At 65.0% G+C, this 15,147-nt stretch carries 14 protein-coding genes; 9 read left to right on the top strand and 5 right to left on the bottom strand.

Features of this window, described 5'->3' with window-relative positions:
* Window positions 1-3 precede the first annotated feature (3 nt).
* Window positions 4-1,008 (bottom strand): GTP 3',8-cyclase MoaA, encoded by a 1,005-nt coding sequence (gene moaA, locus ACIP21_RS15950; protein ID WP_400689176.1) that lies wholly within the window; start codon window positions 1,006-1,008, stop codon window positions 4-6.
* Window positions 1,009-1,362: 354 nt separating this feature from the next.
* Here moaA and ACIP21_RS15945 point away from each other — a divergent pair, with 354 nt between their 5' ends.
* Window positions 1,363-3,693 carry an FdhF/YdeP family oxidoreductase gene (locus tag ACIP21_RS15945; RefSeq protein WP_400689173.1) on the top strand — a complete coding sequence of 777 codons (2,331 nt, stop codon included), beginning with the start codon at window positions 1,363-1,365 and terminating at the stop codon, window positions 3,691-3,693.
* Between the two features lie 118 nt (window positions 3,694-3,811).
* Here the strand turns inward: ACIP21_RS15945 and ACIP21_RS15940 are convergent, their stop codons facing one another.
* A complete protein-coding gene (locus ACIP21_RS15940) occupies window positions 3,812-4,273 on the bottom strand; it encodes an Lrp/AsnC family transcriptional regulator (protein ID WP_400689170.1) in 462 nt (153 codons plus the stop codon).
* A 119-nt stretch (window positions 4,274-4,392) separates the two neighbouring features.
* On the opposite strand from ACIP21_RS15940, the gene ACIP21_RS15935 reads away from it, so the two are divergent.
* On the top strand, window positions 4,393-5,577 hold the full coding sequence (locus ACIP21_RS15935) for a trans-sulfuration enzyme family protein (protein ID WP_400689167.1): 1,185 nt from the start codon (window positions 4,393-4,395) through the stop codon (window positions 5,575-5,577).
* A gap of 103 nt (window positions 5,578-5,680) precedes the next feature.
* Here the strand turns inward: ACIP21_RS15935 and ACIP21_RS15930 are convergent, their stop codons facing one another.
* Window positions 5,681-5,917, bottom strand: coding sequence for a YdcH family protein (locus ACIP21_RS15930; RefSeq protein ID WP_400689164.1), 237 nt, complete (start codon window positions 5,915-5,917; stop codon window positions 5,681-5,683).
* Between the two features lie 262 nt (window positions 5,918-6,179).
* Between ACIP21_RS15930 and ACIP21_RS15925 the strand changes: the two genes are divergently transcribed.
* The 4 genes from ACIP21_RS15925 (at window position 6,180) to ACIP21_RS15910 (ending at window position 10,265) form a co-directional block, all read left to right on the top strand.
* Window positions 6,180-7,817 carry a phosphoethanolamine transferase gene (locus ACIP21_RS15925; RefSeq protein ID WP_400689161.1) on the top strand — a complete coding sequence of 546 codons (1,638 nt, stop codon included), beginning with the start codon at window positions 6,180-6,182 and terminating at the stop codon, window positions 7,815-7,817.
* Between the two features lie 89 nt (window positions 7,818-7,906).
* A complete protein-coding gene (rnd, locus tag ACIP21_RS15920) occupies window positions 7,907-9,040 on the top strand; it encodes a ribonuclease D (protein WP_400689158.1) in 1,134 nt (377 codons plus the stop codon).
* Entirely contained in the window at window positions 9,037-9,330 is a 294-nt protein-coding gene (locus ACIP21_RS15915; RefSeq protein WP_400689155.1) for a YcgL domain-containing protein, read from the top strand. Before rnd ends, ACIP21_RS15915 begins: the two co-directional genes overlap by 4 nt.
* Window positions 9,331-9,332: 2 nt before the next feature.
* Window positions 9,333-10,265 carry a D-2-hydroxyacid dehydrogenase gene (locus ACIP21_RS15910; RefSeq protein WP_400689153.1) on the top strand — a complete coding sequence of 311 codons (933 nt, stop codon included), beginning with the start codon at window positions 9,333-9,335 and terminating at the stop codon, window positions 10,263-10,265.
* Window positions 10,266-10,377: 112 nt separating this feature from the next.
* Here ACIP21_RS15910 and ACIP21_RS15905 read toward each other — a convergent pair whose 3' ends face one another.
* Window positions 10,378-10,971 carry a nitroreductase family protein gene (locus ACIP21_RS15905; RefSeq protein ID WP_400689151.1) on the bottom strand — a complete coding sequence of 198 codons (594 nt, stop codon included), beginning with the start codon at window positions 10,969-10,971 and terminating at the stop codon, window positions 10,378-10,380.
* Between the two features lie 145 nt (window positions 10,972-11,116).
* Between ACIP21_RS15905 and ACIP21_RS15900 the strand changes: the two genes are divergently transcribed.
* Window positions 11,117-11,566: a YcgN family cysteine cluster protein gene (locus ACIP21_RS15900; protein WP_400689148.1), complete on the top strand. Its 450-nt coding sequence runs from the start codon at window positions 11,117-11,119 to the stop codon at window positions 11,564-11,566.
* Window positions 11,567-11,604: 38 nt separating this feature from the next.
* A complete protein-coding gene (locus tag ACIP21_RS15895; RefSeq protein WP_400689145.1) occupies window positions 11,605-12,813 on the top strand; it encodes a hypothetical protein in 1,209 nt (402 codons plus the stop codon).
* 167 nt (window positions 12,814-12,980) lie between these two features.
* On the opposite strand, the gene ACIP21_RS15890 is transcribed toward ACIP21_RS15895, so the two are convergent.
* Window positions 12,981-13,322 carry a DUF2892 domain-containing protein gene (locus ACIP21_RS15890; RefSeq protein ID WP_400689143.1) on the bottom strand — a complete coding sequence of 114 codons (342 nt, stop codon included), beginning with the start codon at window positions 13,320-13,322 and terminating at the stop codon, window positions 12,981-12,983.
* Between the two features lie 262 nt (window positions 13,323-13,584).
* Between ACIP21_RS15890 and gabP the strand changes: the two genes are divergently transcribed.
* Window positions 13,585-14,982 (top strand): GABA permease, encoded by a 1,398-nt coding sequence (gene gabP / locus ACIP21_RS15885; protein ID WP_400689140.1) that lies wholly within the window; start codon window positions 13,585-13,587, stop codon window positions 14,980-14,982.
* Window positions 14,983-15,147: the final 165 nt, after the last annotated feature.

The following is a 15,147-nucleotide window of genomic DNA, read 5'->3' as shown; positions in this document are numbered from 1 at the left end:
CGATCAGCCGCCGGTCATGTTCATGAAGCGCAGGATCTGCACCTCGCCGCCCACCTCGAAGTGGTGGCGGTAGGGCTTGAGGTGCAGCGAGTCGCGAATGGCCTTTTCCAGGCGCCCGGCATTACCGGGGTGGGCGCGCAGCACCTGCTTGAGGTCGACCGAGTGCTCGTTGCCCAGGCACAGCAGCAGGCGCCCTTCGACGGTCAGGCGCACGCGGTTGCAGGTGGCGCAGAAGTTGTGGCTGTGCGGCGAAATGAAACCGACCCGGGTCGTGGCGGCTTCGGCCAGGCGCCAGTAGCGCGCCGGGCCCTGGGAGGACTCGGCGGATTCGACCAGGGTGAAATGTTCGGCCAGGCGCGCACGCACTTCGTCGCTGGAGCAGAACGACTCGCCGCGCTGGTGCTCGCTGATCACCCCCAACGGCATTTCTTCGATGAAGGTGATGTCCAGCTCGCGGTCGATGGCGAAGCGCACCAGGTCAACCAGTTCGTGATCGTTGCGGCCCTTGAGCACCACGCAATTGAGCTTGGTGCGCTGGAAGCCGGCCTGGCGAGCGGCGTCGATGCCGGCGATCACCTGGTGCAGGTCGCCGGTGCGGGTCAGTTGCCTGAAGCGCTCGGCGTCGAGGCTGTCGAGGCTGATGTTCAGGCGGGTGACGCCGGCGTCGAACAGCGGCTGGGCCAGGCGCCCGAGCTGCGAGCCGTTGCTGGTCAGGCACAGTTCGCGCAGGCCGGGCAGGGCGGCTATGCGCCCGCAGAGGTCGACGATGCCCTGGCGCACCAGGGGCTCGCCGCCGGTCAGGCGGATCTTGCGGGTGCCGAGGGCGACGAAGCGCTCGGCCACCTGGAACAGTTCTTCGAGGCTGAGGATCTGCTGGCGCGGCAGGAACTGCATGTCTTCGGCCATGCAGTAGACACAACGGAAGTCGCAGCGGTCCGTGACCGACATCCGCAGGTAGTCGATTTTCCGATTGAAGCCGTCGATCAGGGCCCGGCTGTTCTGTTCCACGTTGGCGCTCGAAAGAAGATGGGGGCTTACAGGATTCAAGCTATCCCCTGTGCCGAGCCCAGTCAAATTGCTTTCCCCGACCGTTTCATCAATGGCCTCTATCATGGCTGAAGGCCCCTTGTTCCATGGGCTGAAACCGCGTCGCGGCCTTCGCGGGCAAGCCCGCTCCCACAGGGCATCACCGCCCTCAGGACCTGTGATATCCCTGTGGGAGCGGGTTTACCCGCGAAGGCCGCGACGCGGTGCCGGCCCATGATCGAAATCGCTTATCAAGGGGTAGGACATATCGATTGGACGCCGCTATCACGGGCTCCATACGCTGATAAAAAGCACCGAAGCGTGAGGATGCACCGCATGAGCCAGGACCAACACATCAGGGACTACAAAGGCCCCGCCGCCGGCTGGGGCGCGCTGAAGAGCGTGACCAAGAGCTGGCTGGGCAGCGATAACGCCTTCAAGAACCTGCGGGCCATGCTCAAGACCAACCAGAATGGCGGTTTCGACTGCCCCGGTTGCGCCTGGGGCGAGTCGCCGGAAAGCGACATGGTCAAGTTCTGCGAGAACGGCGCCAAGGCGGTCAACTGGGAAGCCACCGGCCGCTCGGTGGACCCGGCCTTCTTCGCCAAGTACAGCGTCAGCGCGCTGAAGGCGCAGACCGACTACTGGCTCGAGTACCAGGGCCGCCTCACCCACCCGATGCGCTACGACGCCGCCACCGACCACTACGTCGAAACCACCTGGCAAGAGGCCTTCGAGCTGGTCGCCAAGCACCTGCGCGCGCTCGAATCGCCCGACCAGGCCGAGTTCTACACCTCGGGCCGGGCCAGCAACGAGGCGGCGTTCCTCTACCAGCTGTTCGTCCGCGCCTACGGCACCAACAACTTCCCCGACTGCTCGAACATGTGCCACGAAGCCAGCGGCGCAGGCATGTCGGAAACCCTCGGGGTCGGCAAGGGCACCGTGGTGTTCCACGACCTGGAGCTGGCCGACGCAATCTTCGTCATCGGCCAGAACCCCGGCACCAACCACCCGCGCATGCTCGAACCGCTGCGCGAGGCGGTCAAGCGCGGCGCCCAGGTGGTCTGCTTCAACCCGCTCAAGGAGCGCGGCCTGGAGCGCTTCCAGCACCCGCAGCACCCGTTCGAGATGCTCAGCAACGGCTCTGAGCCGACCACCAACGCCTACTTCCGCCCGGCCCTGGGCGGCGACATGGCGGCCATGCGCGGCATTGCCAAGTTCCTGCTGCAATGGGAGCGCGAGGCCCAGGCCAAGGGCGAGCCGGCAGTGTTCGACCACGCCTTCATCGCCGAGCACACCAGTGGCCTCGACGATTACCTCGCGGCGGTGGATGCCACCCCGTGGGAGCACATCGTCAAGCAGTCGGGCCTGACCCTGGCCGAGATCGAGCTGGCCGCGCGCATGTACCGCAAGGCCGAGCGGGTGATCATGTGCTGGGCGATGGGCGTCACCCAGCACCGCCACTCCGTGCCGACCGTGCAGGAAATCGTCAACCTGCAGTTGCTGCGCGGCAACGTCGGCAAGCCCGGCGCCGGCCTGTCGCCGGTGCGTGGCCACAGCAACGTGCAGGGCGACCGCACCATGGGCATCGACGAGAAGCCCAAGGCGGCGCTGCTCGATGCCATCGAAAAACGCTTCCAGTTCCGCGTGCCACGTGCCCATGGGCACAATGCGGTGCTGGCGATCAAGGCCATGGAAGAAGGCCGGGCCAAGGTGTTCATCGCCCTGGGCGGCAACTTCGCCCAGGCCACCCCGGACACCCCGCGCACCCACAAGGCCTTGCAGAACTGCGCGCTGACCGTGCAGATCTCCACCAAGCTCAACCGCTCGCACCTGGTCACCGGCCGCGATGCGCTGATCCTGCCGTGCCTGGGCCGTACCGAGATCGACCTGCAGGCCGAAGGGCCGCAGGGCGTGACCGTGGAGGACACCTTCAGCATGGTGCACATCTCCAACGGCCAGCTGCGCCCGCGCTCGCCGCACATGCGCTCGGAGCCGTGGATCATCGCCGGCATGGCCAAGGCCACCTTGGGTAACCAGCCGATCGACTGGGAATACGCGGTGGCCGACTACAACCGTATCCGCAGCATGATCGCCGACGTGATCCCAGGCTTTGCCGATTTCAACGAGCGCCTGCAACACCCGGGCGGCTTCCACCTGGGCAACAACGCCGCCGACCGCAACTTCCGCACGGCCACCGGCAAGGCGCGTTTCATGCCCCATGCCCTGCCTGAGGAGCTGGTCAACGCCAATGTGCTGGCGCGCGGCGACAAGCCTGACCTGATCTTGCAGACCATGCGTTCCCATGACCAGTACAACACCACGTTGTATGGCCTCGACGACCGCTACCGCGGGGTGTTCGGCCTGCGCGAGGTAGTCTTCGTCAGCGAGGCGGACATCCGCCGGCTGGGCTTCGAACCGGGTGAGAACGTCGACCTGGTGTCGCTTTGGGACGACGGCGTGGAGCGGCGGGTGTCGGGGTTCCGCCTGGTGCCTTACGACATTCCGGACGGGCAGGCGGCGGCGTATTACCCGGAGACCAACCCGCTGGTGCCGCTGGAGAGTTATGGCGAGGGCACCTACACGCCGACGTCCAAGTTCATTGCCATCAAGCTGGAGAAGGCCAAGGCCGGGAACCGGATCGAGGCGGTGCAGGCTGCTGATTGATGGGTTGCCTGGGCCGGCCTCTTCGCGGCTAAAGCCGCTCCCACAGGGGTATCACAGGTTTCACGGCCTGCGATATCCCTGTAGGAGCGGCTTTAGCCGCGAAGAATCCAGTACCGATTCAGGATCGGTGCACGGGATAGGCGGTGGTGTACTTCATCTGCTCCATGGCAAAACTGGAGGTGATGTTCGACAGCCCTTCGGTACGGGTGATCAGCTTCTTGTAGAACCGGTCATAGGCCGCGATATCCCCCACCACCACCCGCAGCATGTAGTCCCAGTCCCCGGACATCCGGTAGAACTCCATCACCTCCTCGAACCCCTGCACCGTCTGTGCGAACTGCTCCAGCCAGGCGCTGTCGTGGCGCTGGGTCTTGAGCTGGACGAACACGGTCAGCCCCAGCCCCAGGCGTTCGGGGTCGAGCAGGGCGACGCGGCCGAGGATGTAGCCTTCCTCTTCCAGGCGCTTGACCCGCTTCCAGCATGGTGTGGTCGACAGGTTGACCGCTTCGGCGAGGTCCTTGAGCGAGATCGAGGCATCGCGCTGGAGCAGGGTGAGGATGTGCTGGTCGAAACTGTCCATGGGGTACCGCCGAGAAAAATTTTCCCCAGATTACCCCGCGGCCAGGAAAATTTCCTCAACCGACACGGCATTGCCGCCGCCTGCAGTTGTTGCCATAGTTGCAGGCTCGACTCCTGCCAATGGGCCCGACCATGTCCGACAAGCCGCGTAGTTTCGCCACCCGTACCATTCACGCCGGCGAGCAGTTCAGCGTCGCCGACAACGCCATCTTCCCGCCTATCTACACCGCCAGTTCCTACATCAAGCGCAGCCTCGACGATCACCCCGAGTACGCCTACAGCCGCGTCGGCAACCCGACCCGGCATGCCTACGAAAGCTGCGTCGCGGCGCTGGAGGAGGGGGTTGGCGCGGTGGCCTGCGCTTCGGGTGTGAATGCCACGGCCACGGTCCTGGAGCTGCTGCCCAAGGACGCCCACGTGGTGGTGATGAACGGCGTCTACGGCGGCACCTTCCGCATCCTCGAAGACTACCGCTCACGCACCTCGGGCCTGACCACCACTTACGTCGACCTCAACGACCTCGAGGCGGTGGCGGCGGCGATCAAGCCTGAAACCCAGCTGATCTGGATCGAGTCGCCGACCAACCCGCTGCTGCACCTGGTCGACATCAAGGCGGTCTGCGACCTGGCCCGTGCCCGCGGCATCCTCACCTGCATCGACAACACCTTCTGCTCGCCGTGGAACCAGCGCCCGATCACCCTCGGCGTGGACCTGGTGATGCACTCGGCGAGCAAGTACATCGGTGGCCATTCCGACCTCACCGGCGGCGTGGTGGTGGCCGCCAGCGACGAGCTGTACAAGCGCCTGCGCAGGATCAGCATGGCGGTGGGGGCGATCCAGGGGCCGTTCGATTGCTACCTGGCCCTGCGCGGCCTGAAGACCCTGGACGTGCGCATGGAGCGCCAGTGCGCCAATGCGTTGCAGGTGGCGCGCTTTCTCGAAGGCCACCCGCAGGTCGAGCAGGTGTTCTACCCGGGGCTGGAGAGCCACCCGCAGCATGACCTGTGCACGCGGCAGATGCGCAGCGGCGGGGCGGTGGTGGCGATGAAGGTCAAGGGCGGTGACCGCGCGGCGCTCAACCGCCTGGTCGAGGCGCTGCAGATCTTCGTGCTGGCCGATTCGCTGGGCGGGGTGGAGAGCATGATCAACCACTCCTGGAGCATGTCGCACAACTCGTTGAGCCCGGCGCAGAAGGGCGAGATGGGGATCGGCGAGAACTTGCTGCGGTTGTCGGTGGGGATCGAGGATTACCGCGACCTGATCGAGGACCTGGATGGCGCGTTGAAGGCTTCGGCTGACGTGTAAGGTCAACTGGCCTCTTCGCGGCTAAGGCCGCTCCCAGGTCATGCACAGACCCTGTGGGAGCGGCTTTAGCCGCGATGAGGCCGGTGGATTCAATGAAGGGTCGTCAGGCTTTCGGCGGATGGATGATCCGCTCGATCTTGTCCTTGATCAGCAGCCTTTCCTTGCGCAGGCGGTTGACCGCCTCGTCGTTGGTGCCATTACCCTCGGCGGCCACTACCTCTTTGTCCTTGGTGTTGTATTCCTTGTGCAGCTTGTGAAGGTCCTGGTCCTTGTCTATGAGCGCCTGGAATGCCTCAGCGGTAACGTGCAGGTCAGCGAGCAGATCATGCGGAACTGGCATTTCTTCACCTCTGTCAGGGTTGTCGGTTAGGTCCTGACCTTTGAGGATAGCCGCCTTTGCGCGGGGTGGGGGCGGCTGAGGCCAGGCTCGCTGGCTGAACGAATGCTTAATGAAGTTCACTCAATGAATGAAATTACGCCCCGTCACGGAATTGTTACCGTCTTTTTCACAAAAAATTGATGGTGGGCTTTCTAGAGTTCGGCCAACTTTCCCACGGTGCCTTTCTGCCGGGGTTGATAATGACTCTTGACTGCGAATCCCAATGCTCAACTTCAAATCCCTGCGGACTGAATGGGTCACGCTGCTGGCCAGCCTTTACCTGTTGCTTGGCTTCAACATGTTCCTCTGGGAACACCTGCAAGCGGTGGTGCCCGCAGGTTTGACGGGGCTTTGGCTGAGCCTGGCGTTCGCCGCGCTGATGTTCTTCGCGTTCAACCTGGTGTTGACCCTGGTTGCCTTCCGTTATGTATTGAAGCCGATATTGATTGTCTTGTTCCTGAGTGGTGCGGGCGTCGCTTACTTCATGAACCAGTACGGCGTACTTATTGATGCCGGCATGTTTCGCAATATGGCCGAGACCAATGTTGCGGAAGTGCGTGACTTGCTCTCGCTGAAGTTTGCCGCTTATATCCTGTTGCTCGGTGTGCTGCCGTCCGTGCTGTTGTGGAAGGCGCCCATCGCCTACCGCCCGTGGCATCGGGAACTGCTGGGCAAACTGGTCGTCAGTGGCGCCTGCGTGGTGACGCTGGGGTCGGTGGCCTTGGTCAACTACCAGGGCCTGTCCTCGCTGTTGCGCAATCACCATGAACTGCGCCTGATGCTCACCCCGAGCAATATCGTCGGGGCCTCCATCGGTTATATCAACGAGCGGGTCGGTACCGCCGCGCGGCCATTCCAGCAGTATGGCGAAGATGCCAGGCGTGATGCCGCCTGGCAGCAGCACGCACGCAAGTCGCTGACGGTGCTGGTGGTCGGTGAAAGTGCGCGGGCCGACCACTTCGGCGTGCTGGGCTACGACCGCGATACCACTCCGAACCTGGGCAAGCAGCAGGGCCTGCTGAGTTTCAGCGATGTGCATTCGTGCGGCACCGAAACCGCCGTCTCGGTGCCTTGCATGTTCTCCGGCATGAAGCGCAAGGACTACGATGCCCGTGTGGCGAAGAACCGCGAAGGCCTGCTGGATATCCTCCAGCGCGCCGGCCTGGCCGTGCAATGGCGTGACAACCAGGCCGGCTGCAAGGGCACCTGCGACCGCGTGCAGTTCATCGATGTCAGCAACCTCAAGGACCCGCAGTTGTGCGCCAATGGCGAATGCCATGACCAGATCCTCCTGCAGGGCCTGGGCGAGCTGATCGACCACCTCGAGCAGGACACCGTGCTGGTGCTGCACCAGATGGGCAGCCACGGCCCCGAATACTTCAAGCGCTACCCCAACGGCAGCGAGCGCTTCACCCCGGTGTGCCGGAGCAATGCGCTGAACCAGTGCAGCGAGCAGGAGATCATCAACGGCTATGACAACACCCTGGCCTACACCGACCAGGTGCTGTCCTCGCTGATCGACACCCTGCGCAGCAAGCAGGACAAGGTCGACACCGCGATGATCTACCTGTCCGACCATGGCGAGTCGCTGGGGGAATACAACCTGTTCCTGCACGGCACGCCCTATGCGATCGCCCCCGAGCAGCAGAAGCATGTGCCGCTGCTGACCTGGTTCTCCGACAGCTACAAGGAGGACTTCGGCGTCGACACCGACTGCCTGGCCAAGCTCAGCGACGCGCCGCTGTCGCAGGACAACCTGTTCCATTCGATGCTGGGCCTGTTGCAGGTGCACACCGAGGTCTACCAGCAATCGCTGGACCTGTTCGCCAGCTGCCGGCCGTGGCTGGCAGCCAAGCGTTAGAGCCGTTCATCCAATCCAGGGATGGCGCAGGTTTCACCAGCAGGGCCCGCGCCGTATATACTGCGCGCCAATGTTAGTGGGAGAGCCTCGTGGCCATCGAAATTCACTGGATCCGTGACGACCAGACCCTGGCCGATCACTGCCGCACGTGGCGCGAACTGCCCTTCGTAGCGCTCGACACCGAGTTCATGCGGGTCGATACCTTCTATCCGAAAGCCGGCCTGATCCAGGTCGGCGACGGCCAGCGTGCCTTCCTCATCGACCCGTTGCTGATCCGCAACTGGCAGCCGCTGGGCGAATTGCTCGACGACCCGGCGGTGGTCAAGGTGCTGCACGCCTGCAGCGAAGACCTCGAAGTGCTGCTGCGCCTGACCGGCAAGTTGCCGCAACCGCTGTTCGACACCCAGTTGGCCGGTGGCTACCTGAACCTGGGCTTCTCCATGGGCTACTCGCGCCTGGTGCAGGAAGTGCTGGGCCTCGAGCTGCCCAAGGGCGAGACCCGTTCCGACTGGCTGCAGCGCCCGCTGTCGGACACCCAGGTCAGCTATGCCGCCGAGGATGCCGTGCACCTGGCCGAGCTGTTCACCGCCCTGCGCCCGCGTTTGTCCGACGACAAGTACGCCTGGGTGCTGGATGACGGCGCCGAACTGGTTGCCGCGTTGCGCCGTGAAGTCGAGCCCGAAACCCTCTACCGCGACGTCAAGCTGGCCTGGAAGCTCGGCCGCCAGCAACTGGCCGTGCTGCGCGAACTGTGCGCCTGGCGCGAGCGCGAAGCGCGCAGCCGCGATGTGCCGCGCAACCGCATCCTCAAGGAACACTCGCTGTGGCCCATTGCCAAGGGCCAGCCGGACAACCTCTCGGCGCTGGCCAAGATTGAAGAGATGCACCCGCGCACCCTCCGCCAGGACGGCGCCACCCTGCTCGCGCTGATCAAGCGCGCCGGCAGCCTGCCGCAGGAGCAATGGCCTGCGCCCTTGCCCGAGCCGCTGCCGATCGAAGCCGCCGGTATCCTCAAGCGCCTGCGTGCCATCGGCGTGGCCGAAGGCGAGCGTCTGGGGATCGCCCCGGAGCTGATGCTGCGCAAGAAAGCCCTGGAAGCCCTGCTCAAGAGCGGCTACCCCAACGGCCCCTATCAACTGCCCGATGCGCTGCGCGGCTGGCGCCGCGAGCGCATGGGCCAGGCCCTGCTCGACGACCTCGCAGGCGCCGGAGAAAAACCATGAAACGCATCTGCTCGATCTACAAGAGCCCGCGCAAGAACGAAATGTACCTCTACGTGCTCAAGGCCGACGGCCTGGAGCGCGTGCCCGAGGCGCTGCTGCCGTTCTTCGGCAAGCCTGTGCACGCCTTCGACCTGGTGCTCACCCCGGAGCGCCAGCTGGCCCGCGAGGACATCGGCAAGGTGTTGGAAAACCTCGACAACCAGGGTTATCACCTGCAGATGCCACCGGCCGAGGACGAGTACATCGAGCACTTGCCCGAAGAGCTGCTGCGCCGTAACGACCCGGTCTGACCATGCGCGTATTGATCGCTGAGCATGACCATGCCCGATACGCCGAGCTGCTGCATGCAATTGCGCCGGACCTGGACATCCTGACCAGCGGCGATTCCGCCGAACTGGCCCGCCAGGCGCCGCAGTGCCCGGTCTGGCTGGGCCAGCCGGACCTGCTGGCGAGCCTGCTGCGGCAAGGCCACACGCCGGACTGGATGCAATCCACCTGGGCCGGGATCACTCCGCTGCTGGCCCAGGGCCTGCCGCGCGATTACCGCCTGACCCGTGCAGTGGGCATCTTCGGCCAGGTGATGGCCGAATACATGCTGACCTACATGCTCGGCCACGAGCGCGAGGTGCTGTCGCGGCTGGTCAGCCAGGTGGAGCGACGCTGGGATGATCGCCCCGGGCGCAGCCTGGAAGGGCGCAAGGTGCTGATCGTCGGTACCGGCGACATCGGCCAGCGGGTGGCCGAGTTCCTCGTGCCGTTCGGTGTGACGCTTTATGGCGTGGCCAGCAGCGCCCGCGAGCAGGCGCCGTTCGTCGAGGTGGCCGCGTTGGCGGACTTGCCGAGCCGGGTCGGGCAGATGGATTACGTGCTGAACCTGTTGCCGGATACGCCGGCCACCCATGACCTGTATGACGCGGCGCTGTTCAAGTGCTTCCAGCCCTCGGCGTTGTTCATCAATGCCGGGCGCGGCGCGGCGGTGGTCGATGCCGACCTGGTCGAGGCGTTGAAGCAGGGGCACCTGGCGGGTGCGGTGATCGACGTGTGCCGGCAGGAGCCGTTGCCCCAGCGGCATCCGTTCTGGACCGCCTGGGGTTTGCTGCTGACCGGGCACAGCTCGGCGCCGACCTCGCCGGCGGCGATGGTGCGGTTGTTCGTCGAGAACGTGCGGGCCTATGCGGCGGGGCAGGGGTTGCGGGGCGAAGTCGATTTCGCCCGGGGTTACTGAGCGCTGTCAGCCTGTCCCGGCCTCTTCGCGGGTGAACCCGCTCCCACAGGGCGATATGTATCCTGTGGGAGCGGGTTCACCCGCGAAGAGGCCGGGACAGGCAAAACAAGGCTTACAGGCTGAAATCCCCCTCAGCCGCCAACTCGCTCAACGGCCGACGCGGGCTCGGCACTTCACGCGCCTGCAGCGCCTCGTCCAGGCTGGCCTTGTCGCCCAGCTTGCCGATAGCCACCATGGCATGCAGCACGTAGCCTTCCGGAATCTTCAGCTCTTTACGCGCCAGGTCCTGGTCGAACCCGGCCATGCCGTGGGTGTGCCAGCCGCTGATGCTCGCCTGCAACGCCAGGTGGCCCCAGGCGGAGCCGGTGTCGAAGGTATGCCACAGGGCGGGTTTTTCTTCCGTCGAGCCGGGCGCGGCGAAGGTGGTCTTGGAAATCACCAGCACCAGCGCCGAGGCCTGCTGCGCCCAGCTGCGGTTGAACGGCACCAGCAGGCTCAGGTAACGCTCCCAGCTTGGCGTGTCGCGGCGCGCATAGAGGAAGCGCCACGGCTGCGAATTGTAGGCCGACGGCGCCCAACGCGCGGCTTCGAGGAAGCTCAGCAGGGTCTCTTCGCTGATCGGCTCGGCAGTGAAGGCACGCGGTGACCAGCGGTTGATGAACTGCTCATTGATGGCGTAATCGGCAATGCGGGGGGTAGCGCTCATGGCGGCTCCGGCAAGTGGATGGCAAAGCGCCAACGCTACTGCGTTACCCCCGATGCTGACAAGCGGTCTAGCGTTGCCGCGGGCCAGGCTCTAGACTGGCGCCGCCGCGCGCTGCGGCGCCGAGACGACTGCAGGAAACAAGGTGATGAACGCTGAAAACGCCCCGTTCTGGCGGCGCAAGACCCTCGAACAACTCAGTCCGCAAGAGTGGGAGTCGCTGTGCGACGGCTGCGGCCTGTGCTGCCTGCAAAAACTCGAGGACGAGGACGACAACAGCGTCTATTACACGCGCATCGCCTGCAAGTTGCTCGACCTCGATACCTGCCAGTGCAGCGACTACCCCAATCGTTTCGCCCACGTCCCCGACTGCATCCAGCTGACCCCGGGCAAGGCCGACCAGTTCAAGTGGCTGCCGAGCACCTGCGGCTACCGCCTGGTCAGCGAGGGCAAGGACCTGCCTGAGTGGCACCACCTGATCTGCGGCGATCGCCAGCAGGTGCACGAGCAGCGCATCTCGCAGTCGGGGCGTATGCTCAGTGAGCACGAGGTGGACGAAGACGACTGGGAAGATCACCTGATTTTCCGCGCCAGCTGAGCGGCGCCTGTCGGCGCTGGGGAACAAGGAGTTTCTGTATGCGTTACCCGCTGTTGCTGCTCCTGGGCCTGATGGCCAGCTCGCCGGCCTGGGCGAAGAAGGTCGACCTCGATTACCAGGTGCGCCTGCTGCCCGCCACCGGCCAGGCCGAAGTGCGCCTGACCCTGGAGGAGGGCAGCGCCGTGCGCAGCCTGGACTTCGACCTCGGCAAGGCCGGGGCGTATAGCGGCTTCCAGGCCGACGGCCAGTGGCAGCAGCAGGGCGAGCGGGGCGTGTGGCGCCCGGCGGCCGGCAAGACCAGCCTCAGCTACCGGGTCAAGCTCGACCAGAAGCAGCGCAGCGGCGCCTATACCTCGCGCATCACCCCGCATTGGGCGCTGTTCCTCGGCGACCAGCTGGTACCGCCGGCACGCCTCGACCAGCAGGACGGCACCGAACTGGTGGCGCGGCTGGCCGTCGACCTGCCGGAAGGCTGGAAAAGCATCGAAACCCCCTGGCCGCGCATCGGCAAGGACAAGTTCCGCATCGACAACGTCTCGCGCCTGTTCGACCGCCCGACCGGCTGGATGCTCGCCGGCGACCTCGGCAGCCGTCGCGCGCGCCTGGGCGAAACCGATGTCACCGTGGCCGCGCCGGTGGGGCAGGGCATGCGGCGGATGGACAGCCTGACCTTGCTGACCTTCGTCTGGCCGCAGTTGCAGGCGGTGTTCCCGCGCAACCCGGGCAAGCTGCTGCTGGTGGGGGCGCGTGATGGCCTGTGGCGCGGGGCGATGGCGGCGGGGGGGTCGATCTACCTGCACAGCAGCCGGCCGATGGTCAGCGAGAATGGCAGCAGCCCGCTGCTGCGCGAGCTGGTGCAACTGTTCGCGCAGATTCGCGTGCGCGACAACAGTGATTGGCTGGGGCACAGCCTGACCGAGTATTACGCCACCGAACTGCTGCGCCGTGCCGGCGGCATCAGCGATGACCGCCATGCGCTGTGGCAGGCGCGCCTGCACAAGCAGGGCGACAAGGTCACCCAGCTGCGCGGCGAGCATGCCAGCCCGGCCCAGGTGGCCCGTGGCGTGGTGCTGTTGCAGGCGCTGGACAAGGAAATCCGCATCCACACCCAGGCCAAGCGTTCGCTGGATGACGTGACCCGCGCACTGATGCGGTTGCCGAGTGTGAGTACCGAGGAGTTCGTGCAGATCAGCGAGAATGTGCTGGGGCGCAGGTCCGAGGTGTTACAAAGCAAAGCGCTGCGCTAGCCTGCCCCGGCCTCTTCGCGGGTAAACCCGCTCCCACAGGTACTGCACAGTTATCCAGACCTGTGGTGATCCTGTGGGAGCCACAGGTACTGCACAGTTATCCAGACCTGCGGTGATCCTGTGGGAGCGGGTTTACCCGCGAAGAGGCCGGGGCAGGCCACACAGATTCAACGGCCAGTCAACGGATCCTTGCCAGTCACCGTCACCCCTCGGGTAGCCGCTTCGGCACTGGCCCTGAGCACCTCCAGCTCCGCTGCACTGCGTTCGATGTCCGCGCGCAACCGATGATATTCCTGCCGGTGCCTGAGCCACCAGGCCTTGGTCGAGCAATGCCCGCTGACCCCGCGCGCCACCGCCAGGCCACCCACCACCATCTGCAGCAGCCCTACCAGGCCGCCGTGGCGCATGCCCTTGGTGAACATCAGCGCCCCGCCGGCCAGCGAGCCGGCCCGTTCCAGGCCATGGACATTGTGCTCCGGCGACCTCGGAGCGGAATGGATATCGAGCATGGCAAGCCCTCCTTGTGGAATGTAAGCAGCTGACCCACCCGCAGGCGTCAGCGTTCATTCCCTGTGCCGGGCGGTCGCGAAGGCTCTGCAATGGGCATTGCGCACGTGCCGATGTCCGGTCTGGTCAACTGCCTGGCGGATACGGGCAACTGGGCCAGGCCCGCGCAGGATTAACTTGATCCCGCGCGAAGCTCATCCACGCTGGGTTTCGACCCAGGAGCTTCACGTCCCCCTCCACAAAAAAACAACAGCAGGGATCAGGATGACAATGACAAGCGCGAGTGGCGCCGGCAATCAGCTGGCGCAAGGCTTCAAGCAACGCCATGTGACCATGCTTTCCATCGCCGGGGTGATCGGCGCCGGGCTGTTCATCGGCTCCGGGCACGCCATCGCCGCCGCCGGGCCTTCGGCGATCGTCGCCTACGCCCTGGCCGGGGCGCTGGTGGTGCTGGTGATGCGCATGCTCGGCGAAATGGCCGTCGCCAGCCCCGACACCGGCTCCTTCTCCACCTACGCCGACCGCGCCATCGGGCGCTGGGCCGGGTTCACCATCGGTTGGTTGTACTGGTGGTTCTGGGTGCTGGTCATCCCCATCGAAGCCATCGCCGCCGGCGTGGTCCTCAACAACTGGTTCCCGCACATCGATGCCTGGTTCTTCGCCCTGAGCATGACCGTGCTGCTGACCGCCACCAACCTGTTCAGCGTCGCCAAGTACGGCGAGTTCGAGTTCTGGTTCGCCATGCTCAAGGTGATCGCCATCGTCGCCTTCATCGCCCTCGGTGCCGCGGCGCTGGCCGGCGTGCTGCCGGGGCGCGAGGTCAGCGGCCTGCCGCGCTTGCTGGAAGTGCAGGGCGGTTTCATGCCCAATGGCTGGACGGCGATCATCGGTGCCTTGCTCACCACCATGTTCAGCTACCTGGGCACCGAGGCGGTGACCATCGCCGCCTCCGAATCGAAAGACCCGGCGCGCAACATCGCCAAGGCCACCCGCTCGGTGATCTGGCGCATCAGCGTGTTCTACCTGCTGTCGATCTTCGTGATCATCTCGGTGGTGCCGTGGAACGACCCGCTGCTGCCGGTACAGGGCTCCTACCAGCGCGCGCTGGAAATCATGCACATCCCGTATGCCAAGCTGCTGGTGGACATGGTGGTGCTGGTGGCGGTGGCCAGCTGCCTGAACTCGTCGATCTACATCTCGTCGCGGATGCTCTACTCGCTGAGCAAGCGCGGCGATGCGCCGGGCTTCATCCAGCGCACCTCCAAGGTCGGCGTGCCGCGTGCGGCGGTGATCGGCAGCACGTTGATCGGCATGCTGGCGACCATCGTCAACTACTTCGCCCCGGCCGAAGTGTTCGCCTTCCTGCTGGCCAGCTCCGGCTCCATCGCGCTGCTGGTGTACCTGGCGATCGCCTTCTCGCAGCTGCGCATGCGCGCCATCCTGCAGCGGCAGAACGTCGAGATCGCCTTCAGGATGTGGCTGTACCCGTGGCTGACCTATGCCGTGATCGGCTTCATCATCTTTGCCCTGGGGACCATGTTCGTGATGCCGCAGCACCGGATGGAGGTATCGCTGACCTTGGCGTTGGCGCTGGTGATCCTGGTGTTGGGGGTGATTACCAGCAAGCGCCATGAGCGGCGGGAGGCGTTGGCCGCTGCCTGATTCGGCGTGAAGCGAAGAAAGCCATCTGCCTGCAGGTGGCTTTTTTATTTGCACCGGATTCGAAACCTGTGCTGTACCTGTGGGAGCGGGTTTACCCGCGAAGAGGCCGGCACATTTTGCACATTTGTCTGTTCTGGATAATTACCTGTCCGGTTTGGCAATGCA

This window comes from Pseudomonas sp. NPDC089401 (assembly GCF_044749485.1).
Classification (GTDB): domain Bacteria; phylum Pseudomonadota; class Gammaproteobacteria; order Pseudomonadales; family Pseudomonadaceae; genus Aquipseudomonas.
The sequence above is the reverse complement of the archived record's forward strand: the minus strand, read 5'-3'. Positions and strand labels throughout refer to the sequence as shown.